Source organism: Stenotrophomonas bentonitica, from assembly GCF_002887735.1.
GTDB lineage: Bacteria > Pseudomonadota > Gammaproteobacteria > Xanthomonadales > Xanthomonadaceae > Stenotrophomonas > Stenotrophomonas bentonitica_A.
On record NZ_PKQP01000005.1, the window covers coordinates 31,496 to 50,372 of the forward strand.

Consider the following 18,877-nt stretch of genomic DNA (forward strand, 5'->3'; position numbering starts at 1 on the left):
CCCGATTAGGAGATCGATACACGATGTTGGATGCGGTAGTGGCAACCCGATGGCTGGACAGTGTCCAGCAGACCCTGGAACCCTGGCCCTGGGCCTACACCCTGCTGGTGCTGGCAGCGCTGGCCCTGGCGGCCTGGCTGGCCAACTTCGTCACCAAGAAGATCCTGCTGCGCGGCCTGCGCAAGCTGGTCAGCCGCCTGCCTGGCCATAGCGCCGGCAATGAAGGCGGCAACAACCTGCGGGTGATTTCGCGGTTGTCCAACGTGGTGCCGAGCATGGTCATCGCCGCCGGCATCCGGATCGTGCCGGACCTGCCGCCGGAGCTGGTGGCGTTCGTGATCGGCGCCTGCCGGGCGTGGGCGGTGCTGACCGTGGCGCTGGCCGTCTCGCATGCGCTGGATGCCGCCAACGATCTGTACGAGCGGCGCCCGGATGCGCGCAACAAGCCGATCAAGGGTTACCTGCAGGTCGTGAAGATCATCGTCTTCGTGATCGCCGGCCTGTCGATCGTGGCGACCCTGCTGGGCGTGAAGCTCGGCCCGCTGGTCACCGGCCTGGGCGCGGCCACCGCGGTGCTGATGCTGATCTTCCAGGACACCATCCTCTCGTTGGTGGCCAGCGTGCAGATCAGCGGCGATGGCCGGGTGCGGCTGGGCGACTGGATCGAAATGCCGAGCCAGAACGCCGATGGTGATGTGATCGATATCGCGCTGCACACCATCACCGTGCAGAACTTCGACAAGACCATCACCACCATCCCGACCAAGAAGCTGGTGACCGAGTCGTTCAAGAACTGGCGTGGCATGCAGGAAGCGGGTGGGCGCCGGATCAAGCGCTCGCTGTACCTGGACCAGCACAGTGTCGGCTTCGTCGATGCGCCGATGCTGGCCGAGCTGGAGCAGTTCGCGGTGCTGGGCGATTACCTTCGCGGCAAGCAGGCCGAACTGCAGCAGTACAACGCCGACCTGCAGGCCAAGGGCGTCGCCGCCGTCAACGCGCGCCGGGTGACCAACCTGGGCACCTTCCGCGCCTATGTCGAGCGCTACCTGCAGCACCATCCGGGCATCCATACCGAAATGACCCTGCTGGTACGGCAGCTGCAGCCCACCACCCAGGGCCTGCCGCTGGAGATCTACTGCTTCACCCGCAGCACGGCGTGGGGCGAGTACGAGGGCGTGCAGTCGGACGTGTTCGATCACCTGCTGGCGATCCTCCCGGCCTTCGGGCTGCGGGTTTTCCAGGAATCCAGCGACGCCATGTTGATGGCGGGGCAGCAGCGCCTGGCCGCTGCGGAGTAAGCTCCTGTGCCCCTGTCGCTGCCCGTGCGGTGGCGGGGGTCTTCCCTCCGGGGAAGAAAAATGAACGCAAAAGTCATTCACAACGGCCTCGGGAACGCTAGAATCCCGGGCTTGTAAACGTTTTCATAAGGACAGCCGGTGGCCGCCGATCGTATCGAAACCCTCATTGCCCAGATGACCGTCGAAGAAAAAGTCGGCCAGCTGGGTGTGTTCGCCGACATGGTCCGCCCGTTCGCGCCGGATGTGAATCCGGAAGCCAACGTCAGCAATGCCGACCAGGTGCTGCAGCAGGTGCGCGAGGGCAAGGTGGGCTCGCTGTTCAATGGCGTGGGCGTGGAAGCCGGCCGCCGCATCCAGCAGGTCGCGCTGGAAGAAAGCCGCCTGAAGATTCCGGTGATCTTGGCCGCGGACGTGATCCACGGCATGCGCACCGTATTCCCGATCCCGCTGGGCGAGGCCGCCAGCTTCGAACCGGACCTGGCCGAGCGCACCGCCCGCGCCACCGCGGTGGAAGCGACGGCAGCCGGCCTGCATTGGACCTATGCGCCGGCCGTGGATATCGCCCGTGACCAGCGCTGGGGCCGTGGCGCCGAGGGCGCCGGTGAAGACGTGGTGCTGGGCTGTGCGTTCGCCGCCGCCCGCGTGCGCGGTTTCCAGGGCCCGGACCTGCGCGCCGCCGATGCACTGCTGGCCACCCCGAAGCATTTCGCCGCCTACGGCGCGGTGATGGCCGGCATGGAATACAACATGGTCGACATCTCGCCGCAGACCCTGCGCGACGTGCACCTGCCGCCGTTCAAGGCCGCTTTCGAAGCCGGTGCCCTGACCGTGATGTCCTCCTTCAACGACATCAACGGCGTGCCGGCCAGCGCCAATGCCGAGCTGTTGACCGACATCCTGCGCGGGGAGTGGAAGTTCCCGGGCGTGGTGATCTCCGACTACACCGCCGACATGGAACTGGTCGCACACGGCTACGCCGCCGATGACCGCGACGCCACCGCCAAGGCCTTCACCGCGGGCCTGGACCTGAGCATGCAGAGCGGCTTCTACGCCGAACACCTGCCGGGCCTGATCGAGAGCGGCGAAGTCCCGATGGCCACGCTGGACGAGTCGGTGCGCCGCATCCTGCGCCTGAAGGAAGCGATCGGCCTGTTCGACGACCCGTACCGTTCGCTGGATCTGGCGCGCGAAGCGGACACCTCGCATATCGCCGCGCATGACGAACTCTCGCGCGATGCCGCGCGCCGTTCGATCGTGCTGCTCAAGAACGCCGAGTCGGTGCTGCCGCTCAAGAAGGCTGGCCAGAAGATCGCGCTGATCGGGCCGTTCGTGCAGGACCGCGACAATATCGAAGGCTGCTGGACGCTGTTCGGCGACAAGTCGCGCTACGTCACCCTGGAAGCCGGCGTACGCGCGGCGATCAGCGATGAAGCACTGCTGGAAATCGTGCCGGGCTGTGATCTGGAAGCGGCCGTGCAGGACGGTATCGAACAGGCCGTGGCCGCCGCGCTGCGTGCCGACGTGGTGGTGCTGGCCCTGGGCGAACCGCAGCGTTACAGCGGTGAGGCGCAGTCGCGCGTTGAGATCACCTTGCCGCCGGCACAGCAGGCGCTGGCCGAAGCGGTGGCGATGACCGGCAAGCCGCTGGTCGTGCTGCTGCGCAATGGCCGCGCGCTGGCCCTGCAGGGCGCGGTGCGCAATGCCCATGCCGTGGCGATTACCTGGTACCTGGGCACCCAGACCGGGCACGCCGTGGCCGATGTGCTGTTCGGCGATTACAACCCGTCCGGCCGCCTGCCGGTGAGCTTCCCGCAGGTGTCGGGCCAGCAGCCGTATTTCTACAACCACCCGCGCACCGGTCGCCCGGAACTGCCGACCATGTCGGAGTTCAAGGCGCGCTGGCGCGAAATTCCGAACGAGCCGGCATACGCGTTCGGCCACGGCATGGGCTACACCACCTTCGCCTATGGCGTGCCGCAGCTGAGCAACGCGCAGCTGGGCTGGGACGACACCCTGACCATCACCACCACGCTGACCAATACCGGTGCGGTGGCAGGTGAGGAAGTGGTGCAGCTGTACATCCACGATCGCGTGGCCAGCCGCGTGCGGCCGGTGCGCGAGCTGAAGGGCTTCGACAAGATCGCGCTGCAGCCGGGACAGAGCACCGAGGTGACCTTCACCCTGGATCGCCATGCACTGGGCTTCACCGGCCGCGATGGCGTGTTCCGCGCCGAGCCGGGCCAGTTCGAGCTGTGGGTGTGCGCCTCGTCGGTCAGCGGCGAGCCGGTGATCTTCGAGCTGCTGGCCGCCTGAGCCGGCCTCGCTTCACCCGGTAGTGCCGGCCAGCGGCCGGCACTACCGTATCCATCATCGGCGGCTGACGTTCCGGCGGGTACGCTGGCTCCCCCGTGAACCCGATGGAGCCACCCATGCGCCTGTCCCGTACTCCTTTGCTGCTGGCCTTGGCCAGCCCGCTGTGGCTGGCCGCCTGCAGCCCGTCGTCGCCGCCGCCGGCTGACACCGCCGCTGCGGATCCCGCCCAAGGCCCGGCCACCGCCATTCCCGAAGGCCGCCCGACGCCGGGTGACACCGTGCCGTCCTCGGGCCTGTCGCCGGATGCGGTCACGGCCGGCAGCCCCGCGCCGGATGCCGACGCGCCTTCCGCTGGCGGTGCAACGACACCTGCTGCGGACGCCGCCGCCACACCTGCCGCGCCGACCAGCGCTGGCACCGGCGATGTCCGCCAGCGCATCGATCAGGTGCTTGGCGACGCGGCCCAGTACGAAGCTGTGTTCAATGCCTTCCAGAAGGCGGTCAACGGCGGCGATCGCGCGGCCGTGGTCGAGGAAGTGCGTTTCCCGTTGAACATCGCCAATGGCGCCAGGATCACCGGCCCCGGCGAGTTCCAGCGCAACTACGAGCGCATCCTGACCCCGGCCGTGCGCAAGGCCATCGCCGCGCAGAAGTTCGACGACGTCATGGTCAACCAGCAGGGCGTGATGATCGGCGACGGCCAGGTCTGGCTCAACGGCGCGTGCCTGGATCAGGCGTGCAGCCGCACCGAAGTCAAGGTCGTGACCATCCAGTAAGCACGTGCAGCGCTTGAACGCACGTGAGGTGGGCAGGCTGCCGGCGATGCGCCGGCAGCCTGTCTGGCTCAGGCTTTCGGCGTGAGCTTGAGCAGCTTGCCGTTGCTGCCGTCTTCGAGCAGCCAGATCGCGCCATCCGGACCCTGTTCGATCTCGCGGATGCGCTCGCCCATGTCGAAGCGCTCGGCCTCGCGGGCGTTGTCGCCGTCGAAGGCCACGCGCACCAGCGCCTTGGAGGACAGGCCGCCAATGAAGCCACTGCCGTCCCACTTGGGGAACTGTTTGCCGTTGTAGATGATGAAACCGGCCGGCGAGATTACCGGGGTCCAGGTCACCTTGGGCGCGGCGAATTCCGGGCGGGTGGAATGGTCGGGAATGTCGCGGCCGTCGTAGTGATTGCCGTTGGAGACGATCGGATAGCCGTAGTTGGCCCCGCGCTCGATCAGATTCAGCTCATCGCCGCCGGCCGGGCCCATCTCATGCACCCACAGCTTGCCGCGCGCATCGAAGGCGATGCCCAGCGCATTGCGGTGGCCGAGCGACCACACCTGCGTGGCCACGCCGCCCTGCGAGGCGAACGGGTTGTCGGCGGGCACGCTGCCGTCGTCATTGAGGCGGACCAGCTTGCCGAGGTTGCCGCCCATGTCCTGGGCCGGATCGAACTTCTGGCGCTCGCTGGACGTGATCCACAGCTTGCCGTCCGGACCGAACGCGAGGCGATGGCCGTAATGCCCCTTGCCGCTCACTTTCGGGGTCTGGCGCCAGATCACCTTCAGGTCTTCCAGCGTGCCGCTGCCATCGGCCGCCAGCGCCAGCCGCGCACGTGCAACCGCAGCGCCACGGGTATCACCGTCGCCTTCTTCGGCGTAGCTGAGATAGATTCACTGGTTCTTCGCGAAGTCCGGGTGCGGCAGCACATCGCCGAAGCCGCCCTGGCCGCCGTAGGCGACGTCAGGGACGCCGGTGATGGTGGCGGTTTTGCGGGTCTGCACGTTGAAGTGCTTCAGCGCGCCTTTCTTCTCGGTGACCAGCAGGCTGCCGTCGGGCAGGAAACTCATCGCCCAGGGCTCGTTGAAGCGGGCGAATTCGGTGGCGGCGAACGGCCAGTGCGCTTTTTCCACCGCCGGGGCGGCGGCCTTGTCGGCAGCAACACAGGCGGTGGTGAACAGGGCGGGGGTGAGGCTGATGGCGAGGGTAAGCAAGAGCTTGCGGGTCATGGAAGTCTCCGTCGGGGAGGCGATGGCCAACCCCTGTTGTACACCATGCCCATCAACGCCGCGTGGACCAGAGGTCCTGCCCACACGATAACGGCGACCCGAGGGCCGCCGCTGGAGGTGAATCGGGGAGTGCGCGTCAGGCGCCGCGCGGGACGCCCTTGTCCAGGTGCGCCTGGCGCAGCGCAGTGGACTCATCCCAGCCGCGGCGCACCGCATTGCGGGCCTGTTCCCAGCTCAGCTTGCTCTGGCCATGTTCCTGCGCCCAGCGGGCCTGCAGCTCGGCTTCCACTTCTTCATACGCGCGGATCATGTCGTCAGCGCGGGTGCGATGGCCGAGCTGGTACGCCGGCTCGTAGTCATCGAAGAACTGGTTGTTGTCATAGTACGGTTCGCTTGGAAAGCGCTCACGCCAGTAATCCGATACGGCTTGGCGCGGGACACCGTCTTCCGGCACCCGGCCGGGAATCTGATAGTCAGTGCTCATGTGTTGGCTCCGGTTGGGTGAGGCTTCACCGTACCCAAAGCCGGGTTAACGCGATGGACCGGCGAGGTGAATGACACATCAAGTGCCATTCACCTGCACACCTGCTCAGGCTTGGTGATCGCGGCGCGGGAATTTATAGATGACCGCGCCTACCGCGAAGGCGATGCCTGCCGCCGCGATGTTCTGCCAGCTCGCGCTGGCGAACAAGGCCAGGCACAACAGCAGTGCGAGGATCGGGATCAGCGGTCCGCCGGGCAGCTTCAACGCGCCAGGGCGATCACGGAACCGGCGCGCCAGCACCAGCACCGCCGCGGCCGTGCCGATGTAGGCGAACAGGCGCGTGGTCATCGACAGCAGCGCCAGCTGCACGAACGAACCGGACAAGGCCAGCGCCAGGGCGATCAGGCCCTGCGCGATGATCGCCGCCGCCGGGGTGCGGAAGCGCGGGTGCACCTGGGCCAGGATCTTCGGCCCGTAGCCATCGCGCGCCAACGCGAACAGGAAGCGCGGCCCCATCATCATCGTGTTGCTGTTGGTGCCGAGGATGGAGATGGTCGCGCCGACGGTCAGGATCAAGGCGAGCGTCAGACCACCGAAGCTGGCGGCGGCATCGGCCAGCGGCGTCGGCGAGCTGGCCAATCCGGCCAGCGTGCCCTGCGCGATGAACTGCACCGCGCCGTAGATCACGGTGACGGTGATGATCATGGTGATCAACGCGAACGGAATATCGCGGCGCGGGTTCTTGTACTCGCCGGCGGCGGCCGGGATGTTCTCGAAGCCGGCGTAGGCATACAGCAGCAGGAGTGCGGCTTCGCCCATGCGCTGCAGATCGTGCGGGTCCGGGCGCAAGCCGGAGAAGGCCAGGTCGGTATCCACGTAGAACGCGCCGATCGCCACGAACAGCACCAGCGGCAGCAGCTTGCCGATCACCAGGATCACACCGGTACGCGCGGCCGAGCGCACCCCGGCCACGTTCACCGCGGTGAGGAAGCCCAGCGATACCACGATGACCGCGATACGGCCGATGTCATGCCCGGCCCAGGGCCAGAAGCGCGCGACCGCATCGGCCAGTGCGTTGCTGAGCGCCGCCGCCGAGCTGATGCGGGTGAGCCAGATCATCCAGCCGATCTCGAACCCGGCAAACCGGCCGAATGCCTCGCGCGCATACAGATAGCTGCCGCCGGGCTCGTCGAAATAGCTGGCCGCCTGCGCATAGCAGAGCACCAGCAGGGCGACCACGATGCCGGCCGCGACCACCCCCCACAGGCTGAAAGGACCGAGCAGGGCGACGGTGGCCGCCGGCAGCAGGTAGATGCCACTGCCGATCACATCGTTGATCGAAAGGCCGACGATCTGCCAGCGGCTGACCGCGCGTTCGAGTTGCGGGTCGGGCGGCGCGGTGCTCAATGCACGCTCCCGGCCAGCATGGGCAGCTGCCATTCGGCCTGCAGGCGCTGGTATTCCGCGCGCGGCAACAGTACGAAGCGCGGCCGCGCGCTGGCGTCCAGCCACGCCAGCAGCGTGGTCATGCGCGCCGGGTCCATCGCGGTGCAACCGGCGGTCGCCTCACCGGGCGTGCGCCACAGGTGGGCGAAGATGCAGCTGCCACGGCCGGGCATCGCTTTCGGGTTGTGCTCGATGACGAAGCCCTCGCGGTAGCGTACGTCGCCCTTGTTGTGCAGGTCCAGCCGCATCGGCTCGGTCGAGCCTTCCACCGCTTCGGCACCGACCACCTCGGCATCGACGATGCGGTTGTAGTACGGCGAGTCCGGTACATCCATGCAGTAACTGGTGTCGCGCATCGGCTGGTAGGGCAGGCCGCTGGTGACGCCGCGCGCATAGCCGAAGGCCGGGCCGATCGCGAAGATGCCGGCCGGGCTGCGGCCATCGCCTTCCTGCTTCCGTGGCGTCCCGGACTGGGCCGGGTGCAGCCCTTCGCCCCACGCGCTGCCGCTGCGGCCCACGGCGACATCGAAGGCGGCGCCCTGCGGCTGCCAGCCCTTCGCGGTGCGCTCGAAGGCCTGCAGCTTGCCCTGGGTGGCATCCCAGCCCTCGGTGGTGACCACGACCAGTTGTGTGCTGCCCTCCAGCGCGGCGGCGAACACGGGGGCGGCGATGACCAGCATCACGGCGGCGGTGACGGAGCGGAACAGCGGCATCATCGTGGCGGACTCCAGGATCAGCTGTCGATCAAATGTTCGATCCGTTCCAGGTTCACCCCGAGCTGGCGGTGGCGGTCCGGGTTGGCGTGGCACAGCAGGACGAAGACGAAATCCAGCAGCGCCTGCAGAGAAGAACGGTACAGCAGTTGCGCCACGTGCGGCGCCGGGTCATGCGCGCACAGCACCAGGCTGGCATCGGCATGGGCGCGCAACGGGTTGGCGCTGTGGCGGGTGATCGACACCACCTTGCCGCCCATGTCCTGGAACTGGCGCGACAGCTGGAACAGCTGTGGCAGCTTGCCGAACTCGGAGAACACCAGCATCGCGTCCCCGGGCCGTGCGGCCGAGAGGTTGGCCATCATCAGGATCGGGTCGGCGTGGTGCACCGTAAGCATGCCCAGCAGCGACAGGCGCATGGCGAACTCGCGGGCGTACAGGCCGTCATCGCCCAGGCCGTAGACGAACACCTTGGGCGCGCCATCGATCAGCTGCACGATCGCTTCGATGTCGGCCTGGGGATTGGCCAGCCAGGTTTCTTCCTCGGCGGCGGCCTTGCTCACGCGCAGGCGCTCGGCGATCTGGGTGTAGTCGTTGGCGGCCTCGGGCAGCGGCGGGCGGCTGTGCGGGTCGCTGCCGGCGCGGGCGACGGCTTCGCCGATGGAGTACTTGAGGTCCGGATAGCCCTTGAAGCCCAGTTTCTGGCTGAACTTGACCACGCTGGACTGGCTGATGCCCAAGGCGCTGGCCAGCTGCTGGGAGGAGTAATCGCGCAGGAGGTGGGCGTTGTCGAGGATGAAGTCGGCGATGCGGCGTTCGATCGCCGACATGTGGTCACGCTCGGAGCGGATTTTCACCAGGGGCGGCATGGGGAGGGCGTCAGATCCGGTAGAGCCACCCCATGGGTGGCTGCGGCAGGTGGGATTGCGCGAACGGCAGCCACGCATGGCGTGGCTCTACCGTAGGCGACCGGCGAGGCGGACACAACGGTCACCACCGCCGCGGCGTGATCATCTCCAGCCCACGCACCTCGGTGATGCCCAACCCGGGCGCATCGCTGATGGTGATTTCCGATTCGTTGAAGTTGACCCCACCGGTGACCGGGTTGAACTGGCCCAGTGACGGCCCGTCCAGATCCACCTTGGTGATGATGTCGCTCTTGGCGACGGCCAGGTGCACGGCGGCGGCCACGGAGATGCTCGATTCGATCATGCAGCCGATCATGCACGGCACGCCGTAGATCGCGGCGATGTCGGCGATGCGGATCGCGTTGGACAACCCGCCGGTCTTCATCAGCTTGATGTTGATGATGTCGGCGGCGCGCTGCTGGATCAGGTCGAATACCTGGCCGGGGTTGAACACGCTTTCATCGGCCATGACCGGGGTGTTGACGCGGTCGGTGACGTATTTCAGGCCACTGATGTCGGCGGCCTTGACCGGCTGCTCGAGCAGTTCCAGCACCACGCCGGCTTCTTCCAGCGCGCGCATCGCGTGCACGGCCTGCTTGGCGGTCCAGCCCTGGTTGGCATCCAGGCGCAGCAGGGCGCGACCCTGCACGGCGGCATGGATCGCCTTGACCCGCTCGATATCCAGGCCGATGTCCTTGCCGACCTTGATCTTCAGCGACTCGAAGCCGCGCTCGATCGCCGAGAGCGAGTCGGCCACCATCTTGTCGATGTAGTCCACGCTGATGGTGATGTCGGTGGTGATCACCGGGTCGCCGCCACCCAGCATCCGGTACAGCGGCGCGTTGTGCAGCTGCGCCCACAGATCGTAGACCGCGATCTCCACCGCGGCCTTGGCGCTGGTGTTGCGCTCCATCGAGGTCTGGATCAGGCCGCAGAGCCGATTGAGGTTGGCCACGTCCTCGCCGATCAGGCGCGGTTTGATGAAGCCGTCGATGGCCTCGATGATCGAGCCGTGCGTGTCGCCGGTGATCACTGCCGTGGCCGGCGCTTCACCGTAGCCGGTATGGCCGCTGTCGGTGCGGATCAGCACGACCACGTCTTCGACGGTGTCCACGGTGCGCAGCGCGGTCTTGAACGGGGTCTTCAACGGCACGCGCAGCATGCCGAGTTCGATGTCGGTGATCTTCATTCAGGGGGTCTGTGGCCGAAGGCGCTGGATGTTGGTGATGCGGTCGATGTAGCTCACGGTATCGCTGGCCATCATCGGCTCCAGCGGAGTGACCGACACGCCGTTGAGGTGGGCCTGCACGCGCTTGCCATCCGCGCCGATCCAGCCACCGCCGGCGGTATCGTGGATCAGCCAGGTGCGGCCGTCGATGTGGCCGATCGCCATCATCACGTGGCCGGGGATGTAGACCAGGTCGCCGACCTGCAGCTGCTTGACGGCCGTGTCGCGCGTGGCTTTCCCGTCCTTCGCGCTGAAGGCGATGCGGTCCAGCGCCGGGCTGATCGCCTGTGCGCTGGTATTGCGCGGCATCAACACGCCGACGCTGCGGTAGATCTCAGAGACGAAGCCACTGCAGTCCCGGGTGTCGTAGTCGTGGCCCCAGCCGTAGCGCTCGCCGAGGAACTTGAAGGCCTGGGTCAGCAGCGTCCGCGGGGTCAGCGGCAGATAGTCGTCGGCGGTGTCCTGCGAGCGCGGCAGCAGTGCCGGCACCAGTGACAGGCGGCCATCAGCCTCGCGCACCGGCAACTGCACCACATGCGCGGCGTGGGCCTGCTGGCCGTTGACGGTCTTCTCCAGCGGCCAGTCGGCGATCACCGGCAGGCGCACGCCCATGTCCAGCTGCAGCCGCGACACGCGCGGCTCCTCCGGCGTGTACACGGTGAACGCGGTGGCCCCGGTGACCACACGGTACGGGCCATGCTGGCCGTAACCGAACACGGTGTCAGCGTCGCCGATGCCGACGAAGCGCTTCTCGATCCACGCCGAGTAGCGTTCGCTGGTGATGAACAGCCAGCGCCCGTCAGCGCTTTCATGCAGCACCGCCACCGCGTCGCCGGGGAACAGGGCCGACTCCTGGAAGCGGTCGATGTCGGTGTCGCCCTGGCTGGTGGACACCCGCAGCGCGGTCGGGAACGCGCGCAGCGCGGCGCGATGGGTGACCAGGCCATACTGCAGCGGGCGCTGCGCCGGAACCGCGGCGAGTGCCAGGTTGGCCAGGGTCTCGCTGCGCTGCCGGTCGCTGATGGTCTTGCCATCCTGGCCGTACAAGCTGCGCTCGGGCCACCTGGAGAGCGATTGGATGCTGCCCAGCACCTGCTCGCGCGGCAGCTGCGCCGGCAACGCGCGCAGATCGTGGATCGAGGTGTCCTCGGCACGCATGCGGGCGTTCTGTGCGGCGATACCGGCGCGATCGAGGATCACGCGGTCCGGATCGGGCAGGCGGTCGGCCCAGAAGCCGGGCGCGAGATAGGCCTCGCGCAGGGCGATCACCCCGCCGAAGTCGGCGCCGGGTGCGGCACGCGGCGCCTCGGCCCACGCAGGTGCCAGCGTGGCCGCAAGGACCGCCGCCAGCACGGCGCGCGGCAACCAGCGGGACCGCACGGGGCGGTGGGGGGAAGCCTTGATCATCACGCGGTCACCCTCCTCGGAAGCGTCAGGAATATTTATTCCTTTTTTCGGCGAAAGCAAGAATAAATTATTGACCGGCTATCAGGCCCGTGTTACACAGCGATTACCCCACCCGCACCTGGGAAGTGTCGCCGTGGATCCTGTGATGCGCAAACCGCGATTGCCTCTGCCTGCTGTCTGGTGCCTGTGCGCTGGTCTGCTGGCGATGCCGTGGGGGCTGGCCGCCGCGCCGCTCGCGTTGCCGACCGTGATCGCCGGCATCGACCGCGGTGCGTTCGCGCAGGCCGAGGCCGACATCGCCACGGCCCTGCAGGATCCGAGCCTGTCGGATGCCGAGCGTCAGGCCTATGCCTTCGAGCGCGAGCGGATGCGCCGCATGCGACTGGACTTCACCCTGGACGCGGCGGCGGCCAAGGCGCAGCTGCGCAAGCAGATTCCGGACCTTCGCGATGACGAATTCGCGCGCTGGGATTCTGCCGGCCTGATCGAACACCTGGATATCGATGGCCAGCGCCGCTACTTCAAGCGCGCGCCGTCCAACCTGTTCCGGATCAGCGCCGAGGCGCGCGCCCGGCGGGCACCCGAAGCCCCGCTGCCGAAGGAGGGCCCCTATGAGCATCTGCACCCGCACCATGAGGAGATCGTCGCGGCCGCCCGTGCTACGGGCGCGACCAGCCTGGTGCCGCGCCGCATCGAGGTGACCCAGTCGCTGGTGGTCAAGCCCGATGCCGTGCCGGCCGGGGAAACCATCCGCGCATGGATTCCCTACCCGCGTGCCATCGCCGGCCAGCAGGAAGACATCACCTGGGTCGCGAGTACGCCTGCCGGCGCGCAGGTGGCGCCTGACAGTGCGCTGCAACGCACCGCCTACCTAGAACGCAAGGCGGTGGCCGGCACCCCGACCGAGTTCCAGATCCGCTACGCGGTCACCGTGTACGCGCGGCACATCACGATCGATCCTGCCAGGGTCCAGCCCACGCCGGACGATCCCGCGCTGAAGCCGTACCTCGCCGAGCAGGCGCCGCACGTGGTGTTCACCCCGGCGTTGCGCGCGTTCTCGCAGCAGGTGGTCGGCACCGAAACCGATCCCTACCAGATCGTCCAGAAGCTGTTCGACGCCGTGGACCGGATTCCATGGGCCGGCGCCCGCGAGTACGCCACGATCTCCAACATCAGCGACTACGCGCTGCACGCCGGTCACGCCGACTGCGGGCAGCAGACGCTGCTGCTGATTGCGCTGTTGCGCCTGAACGGCATCCCCGCGCGCTGGCAGTCGGGCATGGTCTATTCCGACGATGCGGTCGGCTACAACAACCTGCATGACTGGGGCGCGCTGTACCTGGCGCCCTACGGCTGGGTACCGATGGATGTCACCACCGGGCGCCTGGACAGCCCGCAGCCCGCGCTGCGCGATTTCTATCTGGGTGGGCTGGATGCCTATCGCATCGCCTTCAACGACGACTACGCCCAGCCACTGGTGCCGGCCAAGCAGCACTTCCGGTCGGACACGGTGGATTCCCAGCGCGGCGAGGCCGAGTGGTCCGGCGGCAACCTGTATTTCGATCAATGGAACTACGACGTCCAGTCGCACGTGGTGCCACTGGAGGCCAAGCGGTAAACGGCGGTATCCACGATTCCACATCTGCAGGAGAGAGCAGGGAATGAACGTAAATCGATTGAAGCGGGCAGCGCTGTGCGTTGCGCTCGGGGCGTGTCTGGGCAGCCTGGTACCGATGAGTGCTTCGGCACAGAATGTCAGCGGTGCCGTCGCGGGGCGTGCCACTGCCGGTGACCAGGTCACGGTCGTCAGCAACGCGACCGGCCTGACCCGGACAGTGACGGCCAGCGCCGACGGCAGCTATCGCCTGGGCCAGCTACCGGTGGGCGACTACCAGCTGCAGGTGAGCCGCGATGGCCAGAAGCTCGGCGAGCCGTTCGCGGTCAGTGTTGCGGTCGGTGGTACGACCACCGTCAACCTGGCCAGCAGTGGCGGCGTGGTCAACCTCGATGCGCTGCAGGTGGTCGGCACCCGCGTCGTCAATCGCGTGGACGTGTATTCCACGGAAACCTCGTTCAACGTGAACCGCCAGGAGCTCTCGCGCCTGCCGGTCGCGCAGGATCTGTCGGCGGTGGCGCTGCTGGCGCCGGGCGTGGTGGGCGGCAATTCCTCGTTCGGGGGGCTGTCCTTCGCCGGTTCCTCGGTGGCCGAGAACGCGGTCTTCATCAACGGCCTGAACGTCACCGACATGTATACCCGCCGCGGCTTCTCCAGCGCGCCATTCGGCTTCTTCAACGAATTCCAGGTCAAGACCGGCGGCTATTCGGTCGAATTTGGCCGCTCCACCGGCGGTGTGATCAACGCGGTCACCCGCTCGGGCACCAACGAGTTCCAGGGCGGTGTGGAGGTGACGGCCGAGCCCAGCGCATGGCGGTCCAGCCCGCGTGATCACTTCCACCGCGATGGCACCCCGCACTCCTACGCAAGCCGCGACAACAACTCGTTCCTGAAGACCAACGTGTGGGGGGCCGGTCCGATCATCAAGGACAAGCTGTTCCTGTTCGCGATGTATGAGGACCGCAACGACACCGGCCACAACACCTCCTCCGATGCGCTGAGCTGGTTCAAGAACAAGAGCGACAACGGCTTCTGGGGCGCCAAGCTGGACTGGAACATCAACGACAACCACAGCCTGGCACTGCTGGCCTTCTCCGACGAAGGCGAGATCACCAACGGCGCGTACAACTACGACTGGGATGACGACCAGATCGGCGCGTGGGGTGGTGATTCGGTCACCGAGACCGGCGGCAAGAACTGGTCGGCGACGTACACCGGTCACTTCGGCGAGACCTTCACCGCGCGCGCCATGGTGGGCGAGAACAACCAGCGGGCCTTCACCAACTCCTCGCTCGATGAGGCGTGCAGCCCGGTGTTCACCGATGCCAGCTATGCCTCCCGCCTGGGCAAGCTCAACGGCCTGCGCGCGGGCTGCCATCCTACCGGTGCCGCGGTTGCCGAGCGCGACGACACGCGCGAGGTGGCCCGCCTGGACTTCGAATGGCAGCTGGGCACGCATCTGCTGCGCTTCGGCGTGGACCGTGAGTTGATGACCACCGAGCAGTCCACCCGCTACCCGGGCCCGACCCAGCTCAGCTATACCGCCTACGTGGCCCGCCCGGGTGATGAGGTATGGGACGGCGCCAATGCCTATGTTCCCGCAGGCGTGACCGAGATGCTGCGCGCGCGCAACCGCGTCTCCGGTGGCACCTTCGAGACCGAGGCCAACGCCTTCTACCTGGAAGACATCTGGAACATCACCCCGAACCTGATGTTGAACCTCGGCGTGCGCTGGGACCGCTTCGAGAACCGCACCGCCGATGGCGACGCCTTCATCAAGATGGATGACCTGATCGCACCGCGCTTCGGCTTCTCCTGGGACATGAAGGGCGATGGCAGCACCAAGCTGTTCGGCAACGCCGGCCGTTACTACCTGCCGGTGACCAACAACATCAACGTCAACTTCGCCGGTGGCCTCACCGACGAGTACTCCTACTACGTGCTCAACGGCTGGCAGCAGCAGGCCAACCCGGTCACCGGCGCACCGTACATGGCGCCGGTCATCGGCCAGCAGATCGGCCCGGTCGATACCCGCATGAACACCGGCGCGGCCGACCTGCGGCAGAGCGTGGACAAGGACCTGAAGGCGGTCTACCAGGATGAGTACATCCTCGGCTTCCAGACCATGATCAACCAGGCGTGGTCGTGGGGCGTCAACGCGACCTACCGCAAGATGGACCGCGCGCTGGATGACATGCGCATCAACCACACCCCGTGCGGGCCGACCGGCACCACCCTGTGGCCGATCGCCAACCCGGGCGAGAGCCTGACGATCTGGGGCGACTCCAGCATCGGCTGCGCCACCGAGGGCTGGATCACCATCGATACCTCCAAGGATGGCTACCGCAAGGGCGGCAGCCTGGAGGTGGTCGGCTACTCCAAGCCCAAGCGCACCTACAAGGCCCTGGAGTTCCAGATCGATCGCGCGTGGGACGAGAAGTGGCTGTTCAACGCGTCCTACCTGTGGTCGCGCAGCGACGGCAACTTCGAAGGCCCGGTCAACTCGGACACCAACTACGGCGACACCGGCATGGTCCAGCATTGGGATCATCCGTCCAACAACCAGCGCTACGGGCCGTTGTTCAACGACTTCCGCCATCAGTTCAAGTTCCGCGCCGCCTATGCGCTGAACGAGCAGTGGTCGTTCGGCACCACGCTGCAGGTACTGTCCGGTGGCCCGATCACGGCGTTCGGCGTGATGTGGCCCAACGATACGGTCGCCGGTGGCAGCACCTCCAGCGAAGGCAGCGGCGGCGGCACAGGCTGGCTGTGCGTGGCGAACTGTTCGGGGCCGTATGACCAGCGCCAGTTCGAGTACAGCCCCCGTGGTGCCTTCGGTCGCCTGCCGTGGACGTGGACCATGGGCGCCAACGTCACCTGGCGCCTGCCGGTGGAGGGCATCGACCTGAGCGCACGCCTGTCGGTCTACAACCTGTTCAACAACCAGACCGTCATCAACGTGCACCAGCGCTACGAGGCCCAGCCGGGCCAGGTGCGCGAGAACACCTTCAACACCGGCACCCGCTGGCAGGCACCGCGCTACACGCAGCTGATGGTGACCTGGAACTTCTGATCCGGCGCGTACGTGGCAGGTGCCGACAGTGGGTCGGCACCTGCCTTCCACGGGCGGCTTCGGTTGCACGCGCTCCGGTCATGACGAGGGACTCCATGCAGTCACGCACCTCACCGTGTATCCCATCCCGCCTCCTCACGCTTGGCCTGTCCTGCACCCTGGCCATCGCGCCCAGCGCATGGGCAGCCGATCCGGCCGACACCTTCAATCGGCTGCTCGATCAGGCTGTCACCCATGAACACCTGCCCGGCATCGCCATGGCCGTGGTCGAAGACGGGGAAGTTGTCTTCACCGGCACCCGTGGTGATCGCCAGGCCGGGCAGGGCGAGGCCATCAACCCGGACACCCTGTTCAAGATCGCCTCCAACAGCAAGGCGATGACCGCCGCGCTGCTGGCCCGGCTGGTCGACCGCGGTCTCCTGCGCTGGGACGACCCGGTCATCAAGTACCTGCCGCAGTTCCGCATGCATGACCCGTGGGTGACGCAGCAGATGCAGGTGCGCGACCTGCTGATCCACAACAGCGGCCTGGGCCTGGGGGCGGGCGATCTGATGCTGTGGCCCGAGCCGAACCGCTTTACCCGGCAGGACATCATCGCCGGGCTGGCCCACCTCAAGCCGGTCACCAGCTTCCGCAGCGGCTATGCCTACGACAACCTGATGTATGTGGTGGCGGGTGAAGTCGCTGCTGCCGCCGGCGGCAAGCCCTACGATCAACTGCTGCGCGAGGAGGTCTTCGTGCCGTTGGGGATGGATCGCTGCCAGGTCGGCGCGTGGTCGGTCACGGCGGTCGGCAATGTTGCCCAGCCGCATACACGGAAGGACGGTCGCAGCGTGGTGCGCGGTGCCGATGGCGACCTCAGCCCCGATCTGACTTCGATGGCCGCCGGCGGCATCCGTTGCGGCCTGCGCGACATGACCCGCTGGATGCAGGTGCTGCTCGATCCCGCGCGCGTACCCGGGTGGCTGGGCGCGGTGCAGCGCCGCGCGCTGTGGACCGCGCACATGCCGATGCCACTGGGCGAGCGGCAGCGCCGCTGGGACGACGCGCACGTCTCCGCCTATGGCTATGGCTGGCGCCTGTCGGACATGGACGGGCAGTGGAAGGTGGCCCATACCGGCACGCTGTCGGGCATGTACTCCTCGCTCGCGCTGCTGCCGGACCGCAAGGTGGGCGTGGTGATCCTGATCAACAGCGACGCCGAAGATGCACGCACCGCGCTGATGCAGGCGGCGTTGAAGCACTACACCGCGCCGGATGACGGTGCAGATGTGGAGCACTATCTGTCCCTGCTCGCGCAGGAGCGCGCCGGGCGCCGCGAGGCCGGGCAGGTGCGCCCGGATACCCGTGCGCGTCGTCCGGCCCCGCTTCGCACCACGGCGGCCGCGCAGGGCCGCTATCGCGATCCATGGCTGGGCGAGGCCCTGCTCTGCCCGCAGCAGGGCACGCTGCGCTTCAGCGTGGCCAAGTCGCCGAGGCTGCGCGGCCAGGTCATGCAGCTCGGCGCGCGCTGGCTGGTGCAGTGGGATACGCTCGGGGCCGATGCTGAGCCCTGGTTGCAGCTGCAGCCAGGTACGCCACCCACCCTGACCTTGGCCGCGATCGATCCGGAGATCGACTTCAGTTATGACTACCAGGACCTGCACTTCACCCGCATCGGCGATTGTCCGTAGCGCGCTGCTGCTGGCGCTGCTGGTCGGCAGTGCCCACGCCGCGGCGCCGGCGGTCACGGTCTCGCCCGCACGCGATGTCGCCGAGGCCGGGCTGGTCGACATCCGCACACTGGCACCGGCGATCGAGCAGGACATCCGCTACGCCGGCCCGGACAATTTCACCGGCCAGCGCGTGCCCGGCTATGACGCGCCCAAGTGCTATCTGCTCGCTCCGGCCGCCACCGCGCTGGCGCAGGTGGAGACCGACCTGCGTGCCGACGGGTTCGCGCTGCGGATCTACGATTGCTACCGGCCGGCCCACGCCGTGACGGCCTTCGTCGCCTGGGCACATGATCCCACGGAGCGGTCGCGCAAGGCGCAGCAGTACCCGGACATCGACAAGCCGGCCCTGCTCGGCGACTACATCGCCGAGACCTCCGGCCACAGCCGGGCTGCCACGGTCGACCTGACCCTGCTCGATTGCCGCAGCGGATCCTGCGCCCCTGTGGACATGGGGACCGACTTCGACTTCTTCGGCCCGCGCGCGCATACCGACGCGCCGGAGATCAGCGCGGCCCAGCGCAGCCACCGCCAGCAGCTTCGCCAGGCAATGGCTCGCCGCGGCTTCGCCAACTACCCGATGGAGTGGTGGCATTTCACCCTGCAGCCCGAGCCCGCGCCGAGCACCGCCTACGACGTGCCGGTCCGCTGAGGCGCGCCGTTACACTGTGCGCTGACCGCCTGATC

Annotated in this window: 13 protein-coding genes and 1 pseudogene; 7 read left to right on the forward strand and 7 right to left on the reverse strand. The window is 67.4% G+C overall.

The window, feature by feature from the left end; all coding sequences use genetic code 11:
• Positions 1-23: 23 nt before the first annotated feature.
• The 3 genes from C0R07_RS11035 (at position 24) to C0R07_RS11045 (ending at position 4,387) form a co-directional block, all read left to right on the forward strand.
• Positions 24-1,298 carry a mechanosensitive ion channel family protein gene (locus tag C0R07_RS11035; RefSeq protein ID WP_019185978.1) on the forward strand — a complete coding sequence of 425 codons (1,275 nt, stop codon included), beginning with the start codon at positions 24-26 and terminating at the stop codon, positions 1,296-1,298.
• A 138-nt stretch (positions 1,299-1,436) separates the two neighbouring features.
• Complete coding sequence (locus C0R07_RS11040; RefSeq protein WP_102788913.1) at positions 1,437-3,611, forward strand: glycoside hydrolase family 3 N-terminal domain-containing protein; 2,175 nt, start codon at positions 1,437-1,439, stop codon at positions 3,609-3,611.
• Between the two features lie 116 nt (positions 3,612-3,727).
• Positions 3,728-4,387 (forward strand): hypothetical protein, encoded by a 660-nt coding sequence (locus tag C0R07_RS11045; protein ID WP_390329240.1) that lies wholly within the window; start codon positions 3,728-3,730, stop codon positions 4,385-4,387.
• A 68-nt stretch (positions 4,388-4,455) separates the two neighbouring features.
• On the opposite strand, the pseudogene C0R07_RS11050 reads toward C0R07_RS11045, so the two are convergent.
• From C0R07_RS11050 to C0R07_RS11080, 7 genes and pseudogenes are all read right to left on the reverse strand, one after another.
• Positions 4,456-5,604, reverse strand: a pseudogene (locus tag C0R07_RS11050) (PQQ-dependent sugar dehydrogenase).
• A gap of 136 nt (positions 5,605-5,740) precedes the next feature.
• Positions 5,741-6,088, reverse strand: a complete 348-nt coding sequence (locus C0R07_RS11055; protein ID WP_102788914.1) for a hypothetical protein — start codon at positions 6,086-6,088, stop codon at positions 5,741-5,743.
• Between the two features lie 105 nt (positions 6,089-6,193).
• Positions 6,194-7,528: an amino acid permease gene (locus C0R07_RS11060; protein WP_102788915.1), complete on the reverse strand. Its 1,335-nt coding sequence runs from the start codon at positions 7,526-7,528 to the stop codon at positions 6,194-6,196.
• Positions 7,492-8,250 (reverse strand): L,D-transpeptidase family protein, encoded by a 759-nt coding sequence (locus C0R07_RS11065; protein ID WP_102788916.1) that lies wholly within the window; start codon positions 8,248-8,250, stop codon positions 7,492-7,494. The genes C0R07_RS11060 and C0R07_RS11065 overlap by 37 nt, the downstream gene beginning before the upstream one ends.
• Before the next feature lie 17 nt (positions 8,251-8,267).
• Positions 8,268-9,116, reverse strand: coding sequence for a MurR/RpiR family transcriptional regulator (locus tag C0R07_RS11070; RefSeq protein WP_019185971.1), 849 nt, complete (start codon positions 9,114-9,116; stop codon positions 8,268-8,270).
• 121 nt (positions 9,117-9,237) lie between these two features.
• The gene (locus C0R07_RS11075) at positions 9,238-10,344 is read right to left on the reverse strand and encodes a dipeptide epimerase (RefSeq protein WP_019185970.1); all 1,107 of its coding nucleotides are present in this window, start codon (positions 10,342-10,344) and stop codon (positions 9,238-9,240) included.
• On the reverse strand, positions 10,345-11,790 hold the full coding sequence (locus C0R07_RS11080) for an SH3 domain-containing protein (protein ID WP_254427822.1): 1,446 nt from the start codon (positions 11,788-11,790) through the stop codon (positions 10,345-10,347).
• A gap of 145 nt (positions 11,791-11,935) precedes the next feature.
• Here C0R07_RS11080 and C0R07_RS11085 point away from each other — a divergent pair, with 145 nt between their 5' ends.
• From C0R07_RS11085 to C0R07_RS11100, 4 genes are all read left to right on the forward strand, one after another.
• The gene (locus C0R07_RS11085; protein ID WP_428991901.1) at positions 11,936-13,408 is read left to right on the forward strand and encodes a transglutaminase-like domain-containing protein; all 1,473 of its coding nucleotides are present in this window, start codon (positions 11,936-11,938) and stop codon (positions 13,406-13,408) included.
• A gap of 43 nt (positions 13,409-13,451) precedes the next feature.
• Positions 13,452-16,478 carry a TonB-dependent receptor gene (locus C0R07_RS11090; protein WP_102788919.1) on the forward strand — a complete coding sequence of 1,009 codons (3,027 nt, stop codon included), beginning with the start codon at positions 13,452-13,454 and terminating at the stop codon, positions 16,476-16,478.
• A 95-nt stretch (positions 16,479-16,573) separates the two neighbouring features.
• On the forward strand, positions 16,574-18,151 hold the full coding sequence (locus C0R07_RS11095) for a serine hydrolase domain-containing protein (RefSeq protein ID WP_254427823.1): 1,578 nt from the start codon (positions 16,574-16,576) through the stop codon (positions 18,149-18,151).
• Positions 18,105-18,842: a M15 family metallopeptidase gene (locus tag C0R07_RS11100; protein WP_102788920.1), complete on the forward strand. Its 738-nt coding sequence runs from the start codon at positions 18,105-18,107 to the stop codon at positions 18,840-18,842. Before C0R07_RS11095 ends, C0R07_RS11100 begins: the two co-directional genes overlap by 47 nt.
• The last annotated feature ends 35 nt before the right edge of the window (positions 18,843-18,877 follow it).

Excerpts from the sequence above, each read along its gene's own strand:
- C0R07_RS11100 (WP_102788920.1), top strand. The coding sequence starts at position 18,105 with ATGACTACCAGGACCTGCACTTCACCCGCATCGGCGATTGTCCGTAGC.
- C0R07_RS11070 (WP_019185971.1), bottom strand. The coding sequence starts at position 9,116 with ATGCCGCCCCTGGTGAAAATCCGCTCCGAGCGTGACCACATGTCGGCG.
- C0R07_RS11035 (WP_019185978.1), top strand. The coding sequence starts at position 24 with ATGTTGGATGCGGTAGTGGCAACCCGATGGCTGGACAGTGTCCAGCAG.
- C0R07_RS11095 (WP_254427823.1), top strand. The coding sequence starts at position 16,574 with ATGCAGTCACGCACCTCACCGTGTATCCCATCCCGCCTCCTCACGCTT.
- C0R07_RS11060 (WP_102788915.1), bottom strand. The coding sequence starts at position 7,528 with ATGGCAGCTGCCCATGCTGGCCGGGAGCGTGCATTGAGCACCGCGCCG.
- C0R07_RS11045 (WP_390329240.1), top strand. The coding sequence starts at position 3,728 with ATGCGCCTGTCCCGTACTCCTTTGCTGCTGGCCTTGGCCAGCCCGCTG.
- C0R07_RS11055 (WP_102788914.1), bottom strand. The coding sequence starts at position 6,088 with ATGAGCACTGACTATCAGATTCCCGGCCGGGTGCCGGAAGACGGTGTC.
- C0R07_RS11090 (WP_102788919.1), top strand. The coding sequence starts at position 13,452 with ATGAACGTAAATCGATTGAAGCGGGCAGCGCTGTGCGTTGCGCTCGGG.
- C0R07_RS11085 (WP_428991901.1), top strand. The coding sequence starts at position 11,936 with ATGCGCAAACCGCGATTGCCTCTGCCTGCTGTCTGGTGCCTGTGCGCT.
- C0R07_RS11080 (WP_254427822.1), bottom strand. The coding sequence starts at position 11,790 with ATGATCAAGGCTTCCCCCCACCGCCCCGTGCGGTCCCGCTGGTTGCCG.
- C0R07_RS11075 (WP_019185970.1), bottom strand. The coding sequence starts at position 10,344 with ATGAAGATCACCGACATCGAACTCGGCATGCTGCGCGTGCCGTTGAAG.
- C0R07_RS11065 (WP_102788916.1), bottom strand. The coding sequence starts at position 8,250 with ATGATGCCGCTGTTCCGCTCCGTCACCGCCGCCGTGATGCTGGTCATC.